20 protein-coding genes are annotated in these 19,054 nt (G+C 72.3%); 8 read left to right on the top strand and 12 right to left on the bottom strand.

Annotated features, from left to right (window positions below; all coding sequences use genetic code 11):
• The first annotated feature begins 19 nt into the window (after nt 1–19).
• From AB0B48_RS00895 to AB0B48_RS00885, 3 genes are all read left to right on the top strand, one after another.
• Complete coding sequence (locus AB0B48_RS00895) at nt 20–520, top strand: hypothetical protein (RefSeq protein ID WP_357193967.1); 501 nt, start codon at nt 20–22, stop codon at nt 518–520.
• 36 nt (nt 521–556) lie between these two features.
• Nucleotides 557–2,770 carry an AAA family ATPase gene (locus AB0B48_RS00890; protein ID WP_357193965.1) on the top strand — a complete coding sequence of 738 codons (2,214 nt, stop codon included), beginning with the start codon at nt 557–559 and terminating at the stop codon, nt 2,768–2,770.
• Nucleotides 2,771–2,863: 93 nt separating this feature from the next.
• Nucleotides 2,864–3,796 carry a superoxide dismutase gene (locus AB0B48_RS00885; protein ID WP_357193961.1) on the top strand — a complete coding sequence of 311 codons (933 nt, stop codon included), beginning with the start codon at nt 2,864–2,866 and terminating at the stop codon, nt 3,794–3,796.
• A gap of 52 nt (nt 3,797–3,848) precedes the next feature.
• On the opposite strand, the gene AB0B48_RS00880 is transcribed toward AB0B48_RS00885, so the two are convergent.
• The 9 genes from AB0B48_RS00880 to AB0B48_RS00840 form a co-directional block, all read right to left on the bottom strand.
• Entirely contained in the window at nt 3,849–4,358 is a 510-nt protein-coding gene (locus AB0B48_RS00880) for a GNAT family N-acetyltransferase (RefSeq protein ID WP_357193958.1), read from the bottom strand.
• Nucleotides 4,359–4,507: 149 nt separating this feature from the next.
• Nucleotides 4,508–5,395 carry a hypothetical protein gene (locus AB0B48_RS00875; protein WP_357193955.1) on the bottom strand — a complete coding sequence of 296 codons (888 nt, stop codon included), beginning with the start codon at nt 5,393–5,395 and terminating at the stop codon, nt 4,508–4,510.
• The gene (locus AB0B48_RS00870; RefSeq protein WP_357193952.1) at nt 5,364–5,963 is read right to left on the bottom strand and encodes a DUF3618 domain-containing protein; all 600 of its coding nucleotides are present in this window, start codon (nt 5,961–5,963) and stop codon (nt 5,364–5,366) included. The genes AB0B48_RS00875 and AB0B48_RS00870 overlap by 32 nt, the downstream gene beginning before the upstream one ends.
• A gap of 22 nt (nt 5,964–5,985) precedes the next feature.
• Nucleotides 5,986–6,381 (bottom strand): phage holin family protein, encoded by a 396-nt coding sequence (locus AB0B48_RS00865; protein WP_357193949.1) that lies wholly within the window; start codon nt 6,379–6,381, stop codon nt 5,986–5,988.
• On the bottom strand, nt 6,378–7,016 hold the full coding sequence (locus AB0B48_RS00860) for a hypothetical protein (protein WP_357193946.1): 639 nt from the start codon (nt 7,014–7,016) through the stop codon (nt 6,378–6,380). Before AB0B48_RS00860 ends, AB0B48_RS00865 begins: the two co-directional genes overlap by 4 nt.
• Before the next feature lie 244 nt (nt 7,017–7,260).
• Entirely contained in the window at nt 7,261–7,659 is a 399-nt protein-coding gene (locus tag AB0B48_RS00855) for a DUF3263 domain-containing protein (protein WP_357193943.1), read from the bottom strand.
• A gap of 110 nt (nt 7,660–7,769) precedes the next feature.
• A complete protein-coding gene (locus AB0B48_RS00850; protein WP_357193940.1) occupies nt 7,770–8,786 on the bottom strand; it encodes an ABC transporter permease subunit in 1,017 nt (338 codons plus the stop codon).
• Complete coding sequence (locus AB0B48_RS00845; RefSeq protein ID WP_355005877.1) at nt 8,783–9,793, bottom strand: ATP-binding cassette domain-containing protein; 1,011 nt, start codon at nt 9,791–9,793, stop codon at nt 8,783–8,785. The genes AB0B48_RS00850 and AB0B48_RS00845 overlap by 4 nt, the downstream gene beginning before the upstream one ends.
• A 121-nt stretch (nt 9,794–9,914) precedes the next feature.
• The gene (locus AB0B48_RS00840) at nt 9,915–10,700 is read right to left on the bottom strand and encodes a DeoR/GlpR family DNA-binding transcription regulator (protein ID WP_091403015.1); all 786 of its coding nucleotides are present in this window, start codon (nt 10,698–10,700) and stop codon (nt 9,915–9,917) included.
• A gap of 200 nt (nt 10,701–10,900) precedes the next feature.
• Between AB0B48_RS00840 and AB0B48_RS00835 the strand changes: the two genes are divergently transcribed.
• Genes AB0B48_RS00835 through nagA form a run of 3 tightly spaced genes read left to right on the top strand, consistent with a single transcriptional unit; the run spans nt 10,901 to nt 13,886 of the window.
• Nucleotides 10,901–11,830, top strand: a complete 930-nt coding sequence (locus tag AB0B48_RS00835; RefSeq protein ID WP_357193935.1) for a sugar isomerase — start codon at nt 10,901–10,903, stop codon at nt 11,828–11,830.
• The gene (locus AB0B48_RS00830) at nt 11,827–12,780 is read left to right on the top strand and encodes an ROK family protein (RefSeq protein ID WP_357193932.1); all 954 of its coding nucleotides are present in this window, start codon (nt 11,827–11,829) and stop codon (nt 12,778–12,780) included. Before AB0B48_RS00835 ends, AB0B48_RS00830 begins: the two co-directional genes overlap by 4 nt.
• Nucleotides 12,777–13,886, top strand: a complete 1,110-nt coding sequence (nagA, locus tag AB0B48_RS00825) for an N-acetylglucosamine-6-phosphate deacetylase (RefSeq protein ID WP_357193929.1) — start codon at nt 12,777–12,779, stop codon at nt 13,884–13,886. The genes AB0B48_RS00830 and nagA overlap by 4 nt, the downstream gene beginning before the upstream one ends.
• A 47-nt stretch (nt 13,887–13,933) precedes the next feature.
• Here nagA and AB0B48_RS00820 read toward each other — a convergent pair whose 3' ends face one another.
• Nucleotides 13,934–15,157: a DUF4032 domain-containing protein gene (locus AB0B48_RS00820; RefSeq protein WP_357193926.1), complete on the bottom strand. Its 1,224-nt coding sequence runs from the start codon at nt 15,155–15,157 to the stop codon at nt 13,934–13,936.
• A gap of 120 nt (nt 15,158–15,277) precedes the next feature.
• On the opposite strand from AB0B48_RS00820, the gene AB0B48_RS00815 reads away from it, so the two are divergent.
• On the top strand, nt 15,278–16,015 hold the full coding sequence (locus tag AB0B48_RS00815) for a phosphatase PAP2 family protein (RefSeq protein ID WP_357194070.1): 738 nt from the start codon (nt 15,278–15,280) through the stop codon (nt 16,013–16,015).
• 10 nt (nt 16,016–16,025) lie between these two features.
• The gene (locus AB0B48_RS00810) at nt 16,026–17,261 is read left to right on the top strand and encodes an APC family permease (RefSeq protein WP_357193923.1); all 1,236 of its coding nucleotides are present in this window, start codon (nt 16,026–16,028) and stop codon (nt 17,259–17,261) included.
• Nucleotides 17,262–17,280: 19 nt separating this feature from the next.
• Here AB0B48_RS00810 and AB0B48_RS00805 read toward each other — a convergent pair whose 3' ends face one another.
• A complete protein-coding gene (locus AB0B48_RS00805; protein ID WP_357193920.1) occupies nt 17,281–18,066 on the bottom strand; it encodes an ABC transporter permease in 786 nt (261 codons plus the stop codon).
• Nucleotides 18,063–19,052 carry an ATP-binding cassette domain-containing protein gene (locus AB0B48_RS00800; RefSeq protein WP_357193917.1) on the bottom strand — a complete coding sequence of 330 codons (990 nt, stop codon included), beginning with the start codon at nt 19,050–19,052 and terminating at the stop codon, nt 18,063–18,065. The genes AB0B48_RS00805 and AB0B48_RS00800 overlap by 4 nt, the downstream gene beginning before the upstream one ends.
• Nucleotides 19,053–19,054 lie beyond the last annotated feature (2 nt).

Genomic DNA, 19,054 nt, shown 5'->3' with positions numbered 1-19,054 from the left:
GGCGGGAAGAGGTGATCTGGTGAGGGGCGACCTGGACGAGACGCTGGCTCGGATGGCCCGACGTGTGGAGGCGTCGCGCCGTCGGGCCGCCGACCGTGACGACACCACCGCACCGTCGGGCCCGCCCGGCCTCGGCGGCGACACCCGCCACGCCCGGTCGGGCCGGCACGCGGGGGTGGAGACGCCGAGCGAGGTGGCCGGATGGGGGCCTGTCGAGGAGGTGGCCGAGGCGGTCCGCCAGGTCGTCGGGGCCTACCCCGGGCTGGCGGTGACGGTGCAGGTGGAGCACGCCGGTCGGACGTACCCGATGCGGGTCTCCTGGGACGGCCCTGCCGTCACTGTCGGACCGGTTCCCCCGCCGACTCCGGTGGAACCCCCGCCGGTCTGGCCGCTCTCCGGCCGGACGGTGCCCGCCTGGGCGCCCGGTCCGGACGGGTTGACGCCGGACCCGGCGGCCCGGTTGGCCGAGCTGATCCGAAGCGACCCGACACTGCTGGACGAGCTGGATCCGCGGCGCTGACCGGCGGGGCTGGCTGCCGGCGGCTACGGTCGGGCAGTGGCGCAACCCGACCTGACCTTGACGGCGAGCCTGCGGCCGGCGGCGCTGGACGCCCGACGGGGCATCGTGCGCCTGCACCCGGAGGCACTGACAGCACTGGGGCTGCGCCCCGGCGACCCGGTCCGCCTTGTCGGCCGCCGGGAGACCGCCGGGATCGCGGCGGAAGCCGGGCCGGGCGCGAGCAGCGCCCTGCTGTACGCCGACGACCTGACGTTGGGCAACCTGGGTCTGCGCGACGGGGGTCAGGTGCGGGTGAGCCCGGTGCCGTTGGTCCCGGCGAGCCGGGTCGTCCTGGCCGGGCCGGTGGGGGTCGTCGCGGCGGTCAGCCCGGAGATGCTCCGGCTCGCCCTGCTGGGCAAGGTGCTCACCGCCGGGGACGACGTGTCGCTGCTGCCGCAGGACGTGCTGCCGGACGCCTCGGTCCGCAGCCTGGTCGAGGCGGCGCGACGCAGCCTCGCCAACACCGTCGGTTTCGCCTGGACCAGCACGCTGCTCAGCGTGGTCGAGGTCGAGCCGGCGGCCGGCGCGCTGGTCACCATGGGCACAGCGGTCGCGTGGGAGCACGGTGCGACGACCCACGGCGGACCTCCCCCGGCCGGCGCCGCGTCGACCCGGCCGGTTGCGAGCGCCGACGCCGTTGCGGCGGACGACGCGCCCGACGTGGACGAGCTGCCCGGGCTGCGGGCTCAGGCCGAGGAGCTGACCGAGCTGCTGGACCTCGGCTTCCACCACCGGGAGGTGCTGGGTCGGCTCGGCACCACCATCTCGTTGGGGGTGTTGCTCGTGGGTCCGGCGGGCTCCGGAAAGTCGGCGCTGGTCCGGGCCGTGGCCGCCCGGGTCGGTGCCCGCGTCCACCCGCTCTGGGCGCCGGAGGTGGCCGCCTTGGCCAGTCAGGCCGCCGCGGAGCGGTTGCGCGTCGCGGCATCGGCGGCCCGGGCCGAAGGGCCCGCGGTACTGCTGGTCACCGACGTCGAGGCGCTCGCGCCGGCCGACGATCCGGGTCCGGTGGCGACGGTGTTCCGGCAGGTGCTCGCGGAGAGCATCCGCGCCGGCGTGGCGGTGGTCTGCACCACCGGCCGACCGGAGGCGGTTGACCCCGCACTGCGCGCGCCCGACCTGCTGTCGCTGCGGATCAGCGTCCCGCTCCCGGATCAGGCACTGCGCCGCGAACAGCTCACCGTGCTGACCCGGCAGGTGCCGCTGGCCGACGACGTCCGGCTGGACGAGCTGGCAGCGCGTACCCCCGGGTTCGTCGCGGCGGACCTGGCCGCGCTGGTCCGGGAGGCCGGGGTACGCGCGGCGCTGCGGCAGAAGTCCGCCGAGACGCCGACGGTGTCGATGGCCGATTTCACCGCCGCCCGGGAGGTGGTCCGGCCCACCACGATGGCGGCATCCACGCTGGATCTGGCCTCGGTGACCCTGGACGACGTGGGTGGCCTGGACGAGGTCAAGCAGACGCTGACCGAATCGGTGCTGTGGCCGCTGACCTACCCGGACACCTTCGCCCGGCTCGGCGTGCAGCCGCCGCGCGGTGTGCTGCTCTACGGGCCACCGGGCTGCGGCAAGACCTACCTGGTCACCGCGCTGGCCGGGTCGGGGCGGGCCAACGTGCTGTCGGTCAAGGGGGCCGAACTGCTCTCCAAGTGGGTCGGTGAGAGCGAACGCGCGGTCCGCGAACTGTTTCGTCGGGCCCGGGAGGCGGCCCCCACGCTGATCTTCCTTGACGAGGTGGACGCGCTGGCCCCGGTACGTGGCCAGGCCACCGACGGGGGCACCACGGACCGGGTGGTCGCCGCCCTGCTCACCGAGTTGGACGGGGTGGAGACGCTGCGCAACGTGGTGGTGGTCGGTGCGACGAACCGGCCGGACCTGGTCGACCCGGCGCTGCTGCGGCCGGGCCGGTTGGAGCGGCTGGTCTACGTGCCGCCCCCGGACGGGCCCGCCCGCGCGGAGATCCTTCGGGCCGCGTCCCGGCAGGTGCCGCTGGCACCGGACGTCGACCTGCCGGCTCTCGGCGACGAGCTGACCGGCTTCTCCGCCGCGGACTGCGCGGCGCTGATCCGCGAGGCGGCGCTTGCCGCGATGCGGGAGTCGCTCGCCGCCGCCACGGTCACCGCCGAGCACGTGTCGACCGCGCGGGCCCGCGTACGACCATCGCTGGACCCGGTCCAGGTCAAGTGGCTCGCCGACTACGCCGCCAACCGGGAGTGATCAGGCCGGCACAACCTTTTGCAGCGTAAGGGACGTTCCTAGTACGTCACATTCCTCAGTGGATTGGTCCACTGCGACGTCAGGTGGTGTTCCGTGCGCAAGCGGCTCTCTCTTCTCCTCGTACCCCTCCTGGCGGCGGCGACAGTGGTCTCGGTCGGCGCACCGGCGGCGGCCAGTCCGGCGAAGCCGTTCCCGGCCCGGATCGCGCTGCCGAACGGGTTCACCCCGGAAGGACTGACGATCGGTCGGGGCACCACCGTGTACGTGGGCTCCGTCCTGGACGGTGCGGTGTGGCGGGGTGACTTACGCACCGGACGTGGCTCCGTGCTGATCCCCGGCACACCGGGAACCGCCAAGGCGGGCATGAAACTCGACAGGCAGGGCCGGCTCTGGACGGCCGACTTCTCCGGCGGCGGGGCCAGCGTGTACGACCCGGGCACCGGTGCGCGGCTGGCCCACTACCAGTTCACCACCGACCCGAACACCCTGGTCAACGACCTGGTGATCACCAAGCGGGCGATCTGGTTCACCGACTCCGCCCGGCCGGTGCTGTACGTGGTGCCGCTGGGCCCGGGTAATCGTCTGCCGGCCTCCGACGCGTTCCGGGTGCTGCCACTCACCGGCCCGGGAGCGACGCCGGACGCGTTCAACAACGGGATCGTGGCGCTGCCGGACGGTGATCTGCTGGTCGCGCAGATGCTCACCGGTCAGCTCGTGCGCGTCGACCCGCGTACCGGCGGCAGTCGCCTGTTCGACCTGGGCGGCTACTCGGTGGACCGGGCCGACGGGCTGGTCCTGCGCGGACGCACCCTCCACGTGATCCGGAACCTGACCAACGTCGTCGCGGTGGTCCGGCTGAACGCCGGCTACACCGCCGGAGTGGTGCAGCGGGAGACCACCGGCCCGCAGCTGCGTTCGCCGGCCACCGGCGACCTGCTCGGCTCGGCGTTGTACGTGGTGAACGGCCGGTTCGACGTGGAGTCCACGCCCAGCACCGACTACGACATCGTTCGGCTGCCGGCCTGACCCAGGCGGTCGGCGGCGACCCGTCGTGGTCGTCGCCGGCCCGACGGCCAGCTCAGAAGGCGGGCGGCGTCGAGTCGAGGCAGATCTCGGCGCGTACCTTGCCGTCGTCCTCGCGCAGTTTGGCGCCACACTTCCGCAGAACGGCGACCGCTCCGATGTTGTCCGGGGTCGTCTCGGCGACGACCGCTTGCATACCAGCCCGAGCGGCGGCGTTCAGCAGCTCCCGCAGGGCGGCCGCGCCGATCCCCTGCCCCCGCGCCGAGCGCCCGAGCCACATCCCGGTCTCCACGGTGCCGGGCTCGTCACAGCGCGTCATCCGCACCATGCCCATCACCTCGCCGCCGACGAGGATGGCGTACATCTGCGAACCGGTCGGGCCGTCCAGCCCGCCGAAGCTCGCCCGGTGGAACTCGCGGAACGCCTCGCGACGGGCGAGCGACCAGCCCGCGGGTGCCTCGACCGGGGGCATCACGTCACCCGGCTCCGCCTCCGCAGCCGCTACGGAGAGCAACGGCTCCAGGTTGCTCTCGTCCACCGGCTCCAGCCGGACCGCACCCGCCACGTGCCGCAGTCTGCCGCCCTCATCGGCCGAAGTCCACCCCATTGGCCATCCACTGGCGGTCCGGACAGCGGTACCGGCCGGTCGGGCGGCCACGGTGTTCCACATCACGCTCTGTTGTCACCCGACCGGGTGTCGCAGGCCCAAAACGCCTACCCGAACTCGCAGAACACCACCGAGGCGTCGTCGCTGGACTTGTGTCGGCGCAGTCGGTCGGGATGGTCGCGCTCGGCGTTGCGCACCCGGTCGATCAACGTCCCCGGACCGTCGGCGCTCAGCAGGTCGAGCAGACCAGCCCAGTCGGTCAGCGCGAACTGCTCCACCGCACTGGACGCGCCGTCACTGAGCAGCGCCGCCCGCCGCAGCGCCCCGGGACCACGCCGGGGCGCGGTCCCGGTGACAGCGTGGAAGGCAGCGTCCGGGTCGGAGGCCGCCACCCAGTAGCCGTGGGTGCGGTTCATCCGCTCCCGCTGGACGCTCACGGCGTGCCGGAACCGGGTGACCGGGTCCGCCGCACCGCCCGGCAGGACGGCCACTGTCTCCCGCAGCTCCGCCATCGCCGCGTCCAACCTGTTGTCGGTGACCGCGCTGACCTGCCCGCCGACGTCAAGGACCAGCGGGCTGTCGCAGAGCACCAGGTAGTCCACCTGGTCGCCACAGTCCCGCAGGAGGCAGACCGTGCTGGACGGGGTGCCCGGGTGGTCGAGGTCGCACTGCCCGCCGTGGTCGGCGCGTACGGCGAGGATGGCCGCCGCCAGGTTGCTCGTCAGCCGGGCCGCCGGGCGCACCGCCTCGGCGACGCCGATTCGGGCCGCCAGGTGCCGGACGTACCACTCTGGCCCGTGCACGCAGCCGGTCTCGAAGCCGTCCGGCACCGTCGCGCCGTCCAGGACACCGACCAGCGGGCCGAACCGGAAGACCAGGTCCTCGTTGACCGGGCGGCCCGGGGCCGGCGCGGACGCGGAACGTACCCGCATCACCGGCGCCGGCCCCGGCAGACCGGTCGGGTCAACGCTGTCGAAAGTCGTCGACGGCCGCATGCGTCTCTCCCTGCACCTGACCGGCGGCCGAACGGCCCTGGTCGCGTACCGCGGACACGCCCTGCTGGGCGCTGGACCGGACCGACTGCGCCGCCTGCTGCGCGGGCTCCCGCAGGTTGCCCTGCATCTGGTGGCCAACCTGGCTCGCCTGCTCGCGCAGCTCACCGGAGTGCTCACTCACCATGTTCCGCGCGCGCCCGGCGAGTTGCCGCTCACGTCCGCTCGGCGGGATCAGGGAAGCCGCCAGCAGACCGACTCCGAAGGCGACCAGGCCGGCGGCCATCGGGTTGCCCTGAGCCTGCTCGCGGGACTGCTGCCCGAGTGAACGGGTTTCGTCGCGTACCGAACCGGCCGCGTGCGACATCCGTTGGCCAGCCTCCTGGCCCAGGTGGTTCGAGCTGCCCATCATCTTCTCCTTCGCTCGGGTGAAAGCCCCGCGGGCCTGCCCGACGCGGTCACCGGCGATCCGACGCGGGTTGACCCTGTCGGTCAGCGCGTCGACGTCACTGCTCAACTCGTTGCGGGTGGTCTCGATCTCCCGCCGGATCCGATCCGGATCACTGGACATGACCTGTTCCCTCCCGACTCGTTCACCGACCCCGCAGGGCGTCCGGCAGCTCCCGGGCAGTCTGCTTCGTCCGGGGCAGAACCGTACGAGCCCGCTTCAGCTGGGTCCGGGCGTTGATGAAGAGGCCACCGGCCACGGCGGCCCAGAGGACCGCGACGATCAGCGCCGCCCACCCCTGGTCCATCGTGTTGGACAGCCCCCACCAGACGGCGTACGACACGAAGAGCACGGCCAGGAATCCGGCCAGCCCGGCGGCGCCGAACATTCCGCCCGACTTGCCCACCTGGCTGGCTTCCTCGCGGAGCTCGGCCTTGGCCAGTTCGACCTCCTTGCGCACCAGAGTGGACATGTCCCGGGTCACGTCGCCGATCAGCTCGCCGACCGAGGCCTGGGTCCGCTCCTTCTCCGGGGCGCTCACGGTGCCACACCGCCGGGCAGGTCCCGCGTCTGCGCACCGGGGGGCGAGACGTTCTGCGCCCGCGCCGTACCCACGTACGGCTGCTGACCGGCGTCCGCCGGTGCACCCTGCGCGGATGACGGAGCACGGGACGGACCTGCGGACTGACCGTTGCCCGAGGCTGGCGCGGTCAGGCCACGGGTGAGCCGCCCGACCAGCAGCCCGGCCACCGCCGCGCCCGCGAGGAACGTCGTCGGATGCTGCCGCGCGTACGTGCGCACCTCGTCGAGCACCTCGCCGGGTTCGCGCTCGTCGAGCCAACCGGCGGCCTGCTGGGCGGCGTCGGCGGCCTTGCGTACCACCTGACCGGCCAACCCGGAGTCGCCGTCCCGTTCGGCCATCGAACTGAGGTTCTGACCCAGGTCACGCAGGCCCGCGGCGGCCCGCCGCTGCTGCGTCTGTGCCTGATCACGAAGCTGCCCGGTGGCCTCACCTGTCAACTGCTGGGCCTGTCGCCGTGCCTCCGCGGCCACCTGCCCGCCCTGCTCAGCTGCGGTATGGGCGACCTGCCCCCCGGCCTGGGCGGCCTGCTGGCCGACGCGCGACGCTTCCTGGCGGGCCTGCTGTCCTGTGCCGCTCTGGTTCGTTGCCGTCATACCCCGCTCCCTTCCTGGGCCCGAGGTCGCGTGCGACCCCGGAACCCCTCCCGCGTACCCGCCGGGCCACCCGCCATGCGACCGCAACAGGCCCGCCCCGGCCCGCCGACCACCGCCGCGATCTTGCACTTTCTGTCCCGACAAAAACCCCAAAGGCCGCTAATCAACGACAGCAAGTGCAAGATCGCCGGTGCAGGGGGTCGGGGCGGGGTGGGGTGGGGTGGGGTGGGGTGGGGGTGGGAGGTTAGCGGCGGCGGTTGCGGGCTCGGGAGGAGCGCAGGCGGCGGAGGCGGCTGATCAGCACCGGGTCGGCAGCGAGGGCTGCCGGATTGTCCAGCAGGCCGTTGAGCAGCTGGTAGTACCGGGTCGACGAGATTCCGAAGGTGTCCCGGACGGCCTGCTCCTTGGCACCGGCGTGCCGCCACCACTGCTGCTCGAAGGCGAGGATGGCCCGCTCCCGCTCGGTCAGCCCCGCCGCCGGATCAGCGGGCTGCGCCGCGTCGGCGGCGGGGGGCGCGTCGGCGGTCTCGATGGACGGCGCCGGTCGGGGGTTCGGGACTGTCGGCCCGGCAGCACCCGCAGGCTCACCCGGACGAGCGTCGGTGGACGGCTCGGGGGCGGCCGGGGAGGTGTCGGCGGACATGTCGTTCAGCCTAGTCAGCGGCGACCAGAGACGCAGCAGGCGGCGCGGCAGGTCCGTACCGCCGGGAACCCCGACGGCCGGGCCGGCCGCGCCGCGTCACTTCGGTCCGGTCAGGTGATGTCGCGGCGGCGCATCGTCCAGAGCGCCGCCCCGAGGATCACCACCACCGAGACCGAGAGCAGAACCGAGGACTGCTGCCAGGTGATGTCCATGGTGGCCGGATTGCACTCCCCGTAGTAGGTCGCGTTGCAGGAGTTCCAGTCCTGCAACGTGACCGTCTTCGTCATCCAGGCCAGGATGTACGTGGGCAGCAGCCAGGCCTCGGCGAACCGCACGCCCGCCATTCCCAGCAGGATGCCCAGACCGAACTGGCCGACGACCATCACCGCCACCACGCCACCGAGGGCCATCGCGGTGTGCCGCCCCAACGAGGCGAGGGCGAACCCGATGGTGGTGAGCACCAGCACCAGCGCCACTCCGCGCAGACCGGTCAGCAGGAACGACTGCCAGACCCCGGAGGTCATCTTCTCGGTGCTGCCCCGGAACGTGGCGACCGCCCAGAACCCGGCGAACCACAGCACCGCGGCCGGGAGCGTCACCGCCAGGATGCCGGTGAGCAGCGCAGCCAGCTTGGTGAGCAGTACGGTGAGCCGCTTCGGCCGCCAGAGCAGCAGGTTCATCATGCCGCCGGTGCTCCACTCGGCCCCGACGAAGGACGCGCCGATGACGAACCCGACCAAGGCGAGGATCGCCGCGAACGGGATCAACGTCTCGTCGAACGTCTTCTTGAAGTCGAACGTCGAGGGCAGGAACCAGTCGGCCTGGATCTGGTCCCGGGACGGGGCGGTGATCACCGAGCAGTCGTCCGGGAAGGGGCGGTCGCTCGACGTACCGGCCGTCTTGGCCTTCTCGCACTCCGCGCGCTCCTGCTCGCTCCAGCGCACCTGCTCCTGGTACTGCTGGTCGGCCTGACGTTCGGCCCGAGCGAGCTGAGCGGCGTCGATCTTCTGGTTGGTGAAGAACACCCCGACCACCACCGCGACCAGCACCAGCAGGCCGAGCAGCGTCGAGTAGCGGGTGAAGCGCCGCTTCGTGAGCCGGCGCAGCTCCGTACGAAAGAGGCTCACGCGCCCCACCCTCCCCCGGCGGGACCGGGCTGACCCGTCCCGCCAACCTTCGTGGACTCGTCGACCTGCCGGTGCTGACCGGGTACCGGCGCGGTGGCGGTCAGTTCGAGGAAGACGCTCTCCAGATCGACGGCGATCGGCGCCAACTCGCTGACGTAGAGGTTCTTCTCGGCGAGCAGCCGCGTCACCGCAGCCGGCTTGTCGACGCCGGTCAGCATCAGGTGGTCCGGGTGACCGGTGACCCGGATTCCCGCCTGGGTCAGCGCCTCGGTGGCCACCGGCAGGTCGCTGACCGCCTCCAGCCGGATCCGGACCGCGCCGGACGAGTGCTGGGCGAGCACCTCGTCGACGGGACCGAACGCGACCCGCCGGCCCAGGGAAATGATGGTGACCGAGTCGCAGATCAGCTGGATCTCACCGAGGATGTGGCTGGACAGCACCACAGTCATTCCGGACTCGGCGAGGGTGCGCATCAGCGTGCGCATCTCCCGGATGCCGCCCGGGTCGAGGCCGTTGGCCGGCTCGTCGAGGATGAGCAGCTTCGGGTTCTTCAGCAGGGCCGAGGCCACGGCGAGTCGCTGCTTCATGCCCAACGAGTACGTCTTGACCCGCTCGCCGGCCCGGTCGCGCAGCCCGACGAGTTCCAGGACCTCGTCGACGCGAACGGCCGGCACCTCGCCCGCACCGGCGAGCAGGGACAGCGTGTCCCGGGCCGTGAAGTGCGGGAAGAACTGCGGGCTCTCCACTATCGCGCCGACCTGGCCGGCGACCGCGGGCAGCGCGTCGGGAACCTCGTGCCCGAGCAGCGCCATCCGGCCGCCGTCGGGTCGGATCAGGCCGAGCAGGGTACGCAGCGTGGTGGTCTTGCCGGACCCGTTGGGACCCAGGAAGCCGTGCACCTGCCCCGCGTCGACCCGCATGTCGAAGCCGTCGAGCGCGTTGCGGGTGCCGCGTCGACGACTCTTGTACGTCTTACGTAGACCTTCGATCTCCAGGACAGCTGGCAAGCTGCACCTCCCCCGATGGGTGGGCGTGACAGCCGACACCATACGCGGTATGCAGGAGCGCGCAATACGCGGTATGCATCGACTCGCCGATCAGGCTAATTCATCGACGGAGCGTGACCCCTCAGGCGCAGATGACCTGTACGCCGGCAGCGCGGAACGCGTCCACCACCTCTGGGGCGGCACCGGAGTCGGTCACCAGCGTCTCCACCCGCTCGACCGGGCAGATCCGGGCGAAGGCGTGACCGCCCAGCTTGGACGAGTCCGCGATGATCACCACGCGCTTGGCGCGGGCCACCATCAGGTTGTTCATCGCCGCCTCCCCCTCGTGGTGGGCGGCGGCGCCGAGCTGCGGGTCGATCGCGTCCACGCCGAGCAGGGCGACGTCCAGGGTGACCTCGCGCAGCAGCGCCCCGCCCAGCGGGCCGACCAGTTCGAACGACTTCGGCCGCACCACGCCGCCGGCCACCACGACCTTCATCCGGGACCGGACCAGCAGCTCGTTGGCGATGTTCAGCGCGTTCGTCACCACGGTGAGCTGGGCACCCTCGGCGCTGGTGTTCAGATCCGGTCGGACGGCGAGCGCCCTCGCCACCTCGGTGCTGGTGGTGCCGCCGTTCAGGCCGACCACGGTGCCCGGCGTGACGAGCGCGGCGGCGGCAGCCCCGATCCGCTGCTTCTCGGCCGAGTGCTTGGCGGTCTTGTAGCGCAGCGGCAGGTCGTACGACACGCCGTTGGCGACCGCGCCGCCCCGGGTCCTCGTGATCATTTGTTGCTGCGCGAGCTGGTCGAAGTCACGCCGGATGGTGGCCTGGGAGACGTCCAGCCGCTCGGCTGCCGCCTCGACGCTGACCCGGCCGTTGTCGGTCAGCATTTCGAGCAGGGCGTTCCATCTGGCGTACCGGTCCACCGCGGGGGCCCTCCCAGCAACTGCACGGACGGTGATTGATTGCGTGCACACTAGTGCGCGAAACTAGGCTGGCGCAAAAGACTGACCTGCGCGATCGGCCCGCCGGTTGCCATGGTCACCCGCGTTCGCGCAGAATAACGCGCGAAATGCGGGTCTAACGAGCCGTATTGCGCACCGATCGGCCCTGCGAGGAGTTTCCCATGGCGTATGTGGACGCGGAGATCGCGAGCCAACCCGACTGCTGGCGGGAGGCAGCCCGGCTGGCCGAGGTCGTGCGCGGTGACCTGCCGCGCCCCGGGGAGCGGGTCGCCGTCGTCGGTTGCGGCACGTCGTGGTTCATGGCGATGGCGTACGCGGCCCGCCGCGAGCAGGCCGGCCAGGGTGAGACCGACGCGTTCCAGGCGTCCGAGTTCCCCGCCGGCCGCCGCTACGACCGGCTGATCGCGATCACCCGCTCCGGCACCACCACCGAGGTGCTGGAGCTGCTCGCCGCGCTGCGCGGACAAACACCCACCACAGTGATCGTCGGCGACCCCGCGTCCCCAGCGGTCGAGCTGGCCACCGCCACCGTCGCCCTGCCCTTCGCCGACGAACGGTCGGTCGTGCAGACCCGCTTCGCGACCACCGCGCTGGCCCTGCTCCGGGCCCAGCTCGGCGACCCGGTAACAGCGCTCGCCGCCGACGCCGAGGTGGCGGTGCGATCACCGCTGCCGATCGACCCGGCCACCATCGAGCAGGTCACCTTCCTCGGTCGGGGATGGACGGTCGGGCTGGCCCAGGAGGCGGCGCTGAAGTGCCGCGAGGCGGCCACCTTCTGGGCCGAGGCGTACCCGGCGATGGACTACCGGCACGGTCCCATCTCGGTCGCCGCGCCGGGCCGGCTGGTCTGGGCGTTCGGTGAGCTGCCCGACGGGCTGCCCGAGGATGTGGCGGCCACCGGCGCGGCCTTCGTGCACAGCCGCACGCACGGCTGGCGCACAGTGCTGGGCAGTTGGTCTGCCGGCCGTACCCCGGTCGACCCGATGGCCGACCTGATCCTGGCCCAACGCTTCGCGGTCGCGCTGGCCACCAGCCGGGGCCTCGACCCGGACGCGCCCCGCCACCTGACCCGGTCCGTGGTGTTGGCGTGAGCGACGACCGCGTGGTCGTTGCGCTGGACGTCGGCGGCACCGGCATGAAATGCGCCCTGGTCCGGCCGGACGGCGTCGTGGTGAGCACCGAACGGCACCCCACCGACGCCGCACGCGGCCCGGCCGCCGTTGTCGGCACCATCCTGGACGTGGCCGGTGGGCTGGCCGACAAGGCCCGCGCCGACGGGCTCACCCCGATCGCGGTGGGCATCGCCGTGCCCGGGGTGGTGGACGAGGCACGCGGCGTCGCGGTCTGGTCGGCGAACGTGGGCTTCCGGGACGTACCCCTGCGGGACCTGAGCGTGCAGCGGCTCGGTCTGCCGACGGCGCTCGGCCACGACGTGCGTGCCGGTGGTCTCGCCGAGGCCCGACTCGGCGCCGGACGCGGCACCGGGCACGTGCTGTTCGTGGCCATCGGCACCGGCATCGCCGCCGCGCACGTCGTCGACGGCGCGGCCGCGGTGGGGGCCCACGGCGCCGCCGGGGAGATCGGCCACATTTTGGTCCGGCCCGACGGTCCGCGCTGCGGCTGCGGCCGCCCCGGCTGCCTGGAGGCGATCGCGTCGGCCGCCGCGATCGGCCGCCGCTACGCCGAACTCGCCGGCGACACCGCCGACGCCCCGGTGACCGCGGCCGAGGTGGCCGACCGGGCGACGGCCGGCGAACCGCTCGCCGGCCAGGTCTGGCAGGAGGCGGTCGAAGCGCTCGCCGATGGCCTCGCCAGCGGGCAGGCGCTGTTCGACGTGGCGACGATAGTGCTCGGCGGCGGCCTGGCCCAGGCCGGGGGCCGGCTGCTGACCCCGCTGCGGGTGGCGCTGCACGAACGGATGACCTTCCACCGGGAGCCGCAACTGGTCGCGGCAGCCCTCGGCGACGAGGCCGGTTGCCTCGGTGCCGCCCTGCTCGCCCTGGACGCCGTGGGTGTCCGTGACCAACAGGAGAAGCGATGACCGTACGGGTGAACGGCCGAGTGGTGACCCCGACCGGAGTCGTCCGACAGGGCTGCGTCGAGTGGGACGGTGATCGGATCACAGCGGTGGCCGAGTATCCGTCGGTGCGCGACGGGCACTGGATCGTGCCCGGCTTCGTGGACATGCACACGCACGGCGGTGGCGGGCACACCTTCACCACCGGTGACGCCGACGAGGCCCGCGCGGCGGCCGACTTCCACCTCGCCCACGGCACCACCACGCTGCTGGCCAGCCTGGTCAGCTCGCCCTTTCCGCTGATGCGGACGGCCACCGAGGCGTTCGCCCCGTTGGTCGAGGAAGGCGTGTTGGCGGGAGTCCACTTCGAGGGGCCGTACCTGTCGGCCACCCGCTGCGGCGCACAGAACCCGGAGTACCTCCGCGACCCGTCGACCGACGAGCTGGCCGAGCTGATCGAACTGGGCCGGGGTGCGATCCGGATGGTCACCCTCGCCCCGGAGCGCGACGGCGCGCTGGAGGCGATCAAGCTGCTCACCGCCCAGCGGGTGGTGGCGGCGGTGGGTCACACCGACGCCACGTACGAGCAGACCCGCGCCGCGGTCGCCGCCGGCGCGAGCGTCGGCACCCACCTGTTCAACGGCATGCGGCCGGTGCACCACCGTGAGCCGGGGCCGGTGGTGGCCCTGCTCGACGCGCCCACCGTGATCTGCGAGCTGGTCGCCGACGGGATCCACCTGCACGACGGCATGCTGACCTTCGTCACCACGACCGCCGGCCCGGACCGCGTCGCGCTGGTCACCGACGCGATGGCCGCCTCCGGCATGCCCGACGGCGAGTACGAGCTGGGCGGCCAGGCCGTCACCGTCGCTGACGGGGTGGCCCGACTCGCCCGCGACGGCGCGATCGCCGGCAGCACGCTGACCATGGACGCCGCGCTGCGGCACGCCGTGAACGCCGGAATCCCGATCGCCGACGCCGCACGGATGGTGGCCACCACCCCGGCGCGGGCCATCGGCCTGGGTGACCGGGTCGGGTCCCTCCAGGTGGGCCTCCGCGCCGACCTGGTGGTGCTCGACGACGACCTCAACGTGGTGCGGGTGCTGCGCGCAGGCTCCTGGGTGGAGTGACATGGCCGCGCCGGCGCCAACGGGCCGCGGACAACCGGGCTGGTGCCCTAGCTGAGGCTGGGGACGTCGACGCCGAGGACGGCCTGCTCGTCGGGGCGGTGCACCAGCACATCGGACAGGTACGACTGGACCGCGTGGCGCATCCCGACGTCCCGGCCGGCCTGCTCGGAGAGCAGCCACTTGTGCTCGATGATCTGGGCGAACAGTTCCTGCGGCTCCAGCTTCCGACGCAGGTGCGCGGGAACGGCCCGGACCACCGGCTCGAAGACCTCGGTGAGCCAGCGGTGGGCCGCCTGCTGCTCGTCGATCAGGTCGCTCTCGGCACGGTAGGCGTCCAGGTCGTTGAGCAGCTTGCGGGCCTGGTTCTCCTCGGCGTCCAGCCCGGTCAGCCGAAGCAGCCGCCGGGTGTGGTAGCCGGCATCGACGACCTTCGGCCGAACCAGGAAACGCCCACCGTCGATGGTCGACATGGCCACCTCGGCGACGTCGAAGCCCAGCTCGTTGAGGCGGCGGATCCGGCCCTCGATGTCGCGCCGGGCCTCCCGCTCGATCGCCTGCTCATAGGTGATCTCGTGCCAGAGCCGCTCGTAGCGCTGCACGACCTCCTCGCACACCACCTCCGGGTCGATGGACTCGTGCAGCAGGCCAGCGGCCTGCAGGTCCAGCGCCTCACCGAAGATGTTCACCCGGGCGATCTCCAGGTCCTCACCGCGCTGACCGTTGGAGAGCGCGTTGTGCAGGGCGCCTGTCTCCGCGTCCACCAGGTAGGCGGCGAAGGCCCCCGCGTCCCGCCGGAACAGCGTGTTCGACAGCGAGCAGTCGCCCCAGAAGAAGCCGGTCAGGTGCATCCGCACGATCAGGGCGGCGAGCGCGTCGAGCAGCCGGCTCATCGTCTCCGGGCGGAGGGTGTGCGAGAAGAGCGCCCGGTACGGCAGCGAGAACTGCAGGTGCCGGGTGATCAGCACCGATTCGAGCGGCTCCCCGTCCTCGGTCTGCCGGTCGGCGACGACCGCGACCGCCTCGACGGAGGGGAAGTCGATCCGCTCCAGGGCCCGGAGCAGGTCGTACTCCCGCTCGGCGATCCGCTCGCGGGTTTCCTTGAACGCGTACACGTAGTCGCCCAACCGGACGAAACGGACGATGTGCCGGGAGATGCCCTGCGGCAGCGCAACCAGGTGCTGGGCAGGCCACTCCTCCAGCGGTGTCGACCAGGGCAGGTCGAGCAGCGCCGGGTCCACGAGAGCAGACGTGATCCGCACGGGCACAAGCATGACTGGTCGTCCCCCTCATCCGCCTCTGATCGTGGTTGGGCCCACAGCGCCGCACACCCCGGCCTCGCGCCGGGCCGGTAGCGTGGTCGCGTGCTCAAACCCACAGCGGTACGACGTGACCTGCGGCTACGGCCCGTTCGCCCGGCCGGCTGGTGGTTCGACGCGCTCCTGCTGGTCGGTCTGGTCGGGTTGACGGTGGCGCTCGCCGCCGACCAGCTCTTCGGATTGGACCGGGCGGTCGCCGACTGGGCCGACGGGCACCGGCCGACCGCCGCGTACTGGATCGCCCGGGTGCTGAACTTCCTCGGCCAGGGCACCCCGCTGACCCTGATCGGCGTCGGGCTGGGCGTGCTGCTGGCCGTCCGGCTGCGTTCGGTGCGGCCGATCCTGCTGCCGGTGGTCGGGTTCGTGATCACCACCTTCACGATCGGTCCGCTGAAGGTCTGGACCGCGCGGGCGGCACCGAGCGCCAGCGTCAAGGAGCCGTTCCTGACACCCGAGCAGACCCTGCCGCTGTTCCACGACGACCTGCCGGTGCGGTTCGCCCAGTCCTACCCGTCGGGCCACGTCGCCAACGCGATCGTCTGGTACGGGGTCATCGCGCTGCTGCTCGCCCCACTGGCCCGCACTTTCGGCCGGCAACTCCCGAGCCGGCTCGTCACCGTGATCCGCGTCGTACCGCCGCTGGTCGTCCTCACCACCACCACCTACCTCGGCTGGCACTGGCTGACCGATTCGGTCGCCGGGCTGCTGCTGGGCCTGCTCCTGGACCGGCTGCTGCACCGGGTGCCCTGGGACGATCTGCCGCTCCCCGGCCGGTTACGCGCGTGGGACCGGCCGTTCACCTCGTACCCCTAGGTTCTGATTCATGGATCAACTGGCGCGGCGGCTGGGCGTACCCGATGCGGTTGTCATCGGGTTGGGCTCGATGCTGGGCGCGGGCGTCTTCGTGGTCTTCGGCCCGGCGGTGGCGGCGGCCGGCGGTGCCGGCCTGCTGCCCGCGCTGGCGCTGGCCGGCTTCGTGGCCTTCTGCAACGCGACCAGTTCGGCGCGGCTGGCGGCCCAGTACCCGGAGTCCGGCGGCACCTACGTCTACGGCCGGGAGCGTCTCGGGCCGTTCGCCGGGTTCCTGGCCGGTTGGGGCTTCGTGGTCGGCAAGACGGCGAGCTGCGCGGCGATGGCGTTGACCGTCGGGGCGTACCTCTGGCCGGGCCAGGCCCGATTGGTAGCCGTCGGCGCGGTGCTCGCGGTGACCGCTGTGAACCTTCGCGGCATCGGCAAGACCGCCACCGTGACCAGGGCGTTGGTGGCGCTGGTGCTGGCGGTGCTGGCAGTGGTCACCGTCGTCGGCCTGGTCGGTGGGCCGGTGCATCTGGGCCGGCTCGGCGAGCCCGGCGGCTCGGCGCGGGGCGTGCTCACCGCCGCCGGGTTGCTGTTCTTCGCCTTCGCCGGGTACGCCCGGATCGCCACGCTGGGCGAGGAGGTCCGCGACCCGCAACGGACCATTCCGCGCGCGGTGCCGCTGGCGCTCGGGGTGGTGCTCGTGATCTACCTGGTGCTGGCGGCGGTCACCCTCGGCGTGCTCGGCGCCGACCGGCTGGCCGGATCCGCCGCGCCCCTGGTCGACGTGGTGACCGCCGCCGGGCTGCCCGGCCTGGCGTGGGTGGTCCGCGCCGGTGCCACCATCGCGGTCGTCGGGGTGCTGCTGTCACTGGTCGCCGGGGTCGGTCGGACCACCCTCGCCATGGCCCGCCGCCGTGATCTGCCCGGTGCGCTGGCCGCGGTGCACCCGGTGCACCAGGTGCCGCACCGCGCCGAACTGGCGGTGGCCGCCGTGGTGATCGTGGTGGTGCTGCTCGGTGACGTACGCGACGCGATCGGCTTCTCCAGCTGCACGGTGCTGGTCTACTACGCGATCACCAACGCGTCTGCGCTCACCCTGGGGCGGGACCCGGACCGGCGGTTGCCGGTCCGGGTGCTCGCCGTTCTCGGGCTGGTCGGGTGCCTGCTGCTCGCTGTCAACCTGCCGCTGAGCAGCGTGATCGCCGGCTTCGGTGTGCTCGCCGTGGGTGCCGCCTTCCACGCCCTGCGGGTCCGCCGCTGACCCGGGCAGACGGTCGGAGTCAGCGGCTCAACCGTTGGTAGCGGCGCACGGCCAGCGGGGCGAACGTCGCGATCAGCAGCACCGGCCACAGCACCGCCAACAGCATCGCGTGCTCCGCCGGCCAGGAGTCACCACCCAGGCCCGGGTTGCCGAACAGTTCGCGGATCGCCGCGACGGTGGCCGACAACGGATTCCACTCCGAGATCGTCCCGATGACCGACGGCATCAGCTCGGGTGACACGAAGACGTTGGAGATCGCGGTCAGCGGAAACGCCGCCGGAAAGACGATGACGCCGACGGTGTCCGGGTTGCGGACCAGAAGCGCCAGGTAGATCCCCATCCAGGTGATGGCGACTCGCAGCAGCAGGAGGAGCCCGACGGCGAGCAACGCCCTGCCCACACCCTCGCGCCACTGCCATCCGACGAGCAGGCCACACACCAGGAGGGTGGACATCTCCAGCAGGGCGCGCAGCAGGTCGGCCGCGCTGCGACCGGTCATCAGGGCGGACCGTGCCATCGGCATCGACCGGAACCGGTCGACCACACCCCGGCTGAGGTCCAGCGCCACGCCGGTCGCTGTGGCCCCCAACCCGTAGAGCATCGTCATCACGAAGACCCCGGGCAGCAGGAACTCGCGGTAGTCGCCGCCACCCGGCACCTGCATGCCGCTGCCGAACACGTACCCGAAGACCAGCACGAACATGATCGGCAGCGAGAAGTAGAGGATCAGCTCCTCCGGCGCGCGAACCACGTGGGTCATGTTCCGCCTGATCATCGTCCAACCGTCGACGATCGCCGTGGTCATGCCATCTCCACAGTTCGTCCGGCCCCGACCGGCTCGCGGGCCTCATCCGGCCGGTGCCCGGTCAGGTGCAGGAATGCCTCGTCCAACGTCGCGCGCCGCAGGCCGATGTCCTCGACAGCGATCCCGGCGTCGTCCAGCGCGCGAACCACGTCGACCAGGCCGGCGACGCGATCGACCACCGGCACGCTGAGCCGTCGAACCTCCGGGTCGAGTTCGGGCTCCGCGCCGCAGATCCGCGCGACGAGGCGGACCGCCTTGCTCAGCTCGGCCGCGTCGCGGACCACCACCTCGATCCGGTCGCCGCCGGTCATCGCCTTCAGTTGGTCCGGTGATCCCTCGGCCACCACCCGGCCGGCGTCGATCACCGAGATCCGGTCGGCGAGCTGATCGGCCTCCTCCAGGTACTGCGTGGTGAGCACGACCGTGGTCCCGTCCGCCACGAGACCTCGGACCAGGTCCCACACCTGGTTGCGGCTGCGCGGGTCCAGGCCGGTCGTCGGCTCGTCCAGGAACAACACCCGCGGCGTACGGATCAGACTGGCGGCGAGGTCCAACCGGCGACGCATCCCACCCGAGTACTCACCGGCGGACCGGCTCGCCGCCTCGTCCAGCCCGAACCGCTCCAGCAGTTCATCGGCGCGTCGGCGGGCCTCCCGTCGGCCGAGCCGGAACAGCCGGCCGAACAGCTCCAGGTTCTGCCGGCCGCTGAGGATCTCGTCGACCGCGGCGTACTGCCCGGTCAGCCCGATCCGGGCGCGCACTTCGTCCGGATGGCGCAGCACGTCGTACCCGGCCACCGTGGCCCTTCCCGTGTCGAAGCGCAGCAGGGTGGTGAGGATCCGTACGGCAGTCGTCTTGCCCGCGCCGTTCGGTCCCAGCAGTCCGTGGACCGTGCCGGGCGGCACTGTCAGGTCGAACGTGTCGAGCGCCCTGGTCGGGCCGTACCGCTTGCCCAGACCCTCGGCGACCACCTCGAATGTCGTCATGC

Origin of the sequence: Micromonospora sp. NPDC049089, from assembly GCF_040648775.1 — a bacterium.
Classification (GTDB): Bacteria; Actinomycetota; Actinomycetes; order Mycobacteriales; family Micromonosporaceae; genus Micromonospora.
This window is presented reverse-complemented; position numbering and strand designations above follow the sequence as displayed.

Coding starts and splice junctions, on each gene's coding strand:
- AB0B48_RS00875 (WP_357193955.1), bottom strand. CDS start 5,395: ATGCGGCCGTCGACGACTTTCGACAGCGTTGACCCGACCGGTCTGCCG.
- AB0B48_RS00870 (WP_357193952.1), bottom strand. CDS start 5,963: ATGTCCAGTGATCCGGATCGGATCCGGCGGGAGATCGAGACCACCCGC.
- AB0B48_RS00860 (WP_357193946.1), bottom strand. CDS start 7,016: ATGACGGCAACGAACCAGAGCGGCACAGGACAGCAGGCCCGCCAGGAA.
- AB0B48_RS00855 (WP_357193943.1), bottom strand. CDS start 7,659: ATGTCCGCCGACACCTCCCCGGCCGCCCCCGAGCCGTCCACCGACGCT.
- AB0B48_RS00835 (WP_357193935.1), top strand. CDS start 10,901: ATGGCGTATGTGGACGCGGAGATCGCGAGCCAACCCGACTGCTGGCGG.
- nagA (WP_357193929.1), top strand. CDS start 12,777: ATGACCGTACGGGTGAACGGCCGAGTGGTGACCCCGACCGGAGTCGTC.
- AB0B48_RS00820 (WP_357193926.1), bottom strand. CDS start 15,157: ATGCTTGTGCCCGTGCGGATCACGTCTGCTCTCGTGGACCCGGCGCTG.
- AB0B48_RS00810 (WP_357193923.1), top strand. CDS start 16,026: ATGGATCAACTGGCGCGGCGGCTGGGCGTACCCGATGCGGTTGTCATC.
- AB0B48_RS00805 (WP_357193920.1), bottom strand. CDS start 18,066: ATGACCACGGCGATCGTCGACGGTTGGACGATGATCAGGCGGAACATG.
- AB0B48_RS00800 (WP_357193917.1), bottom strand. CDS start 19,052: ATGACGACATTCGAGGTGGTCGCCGAGGGTCTGGGCAAGCGGTACGGC.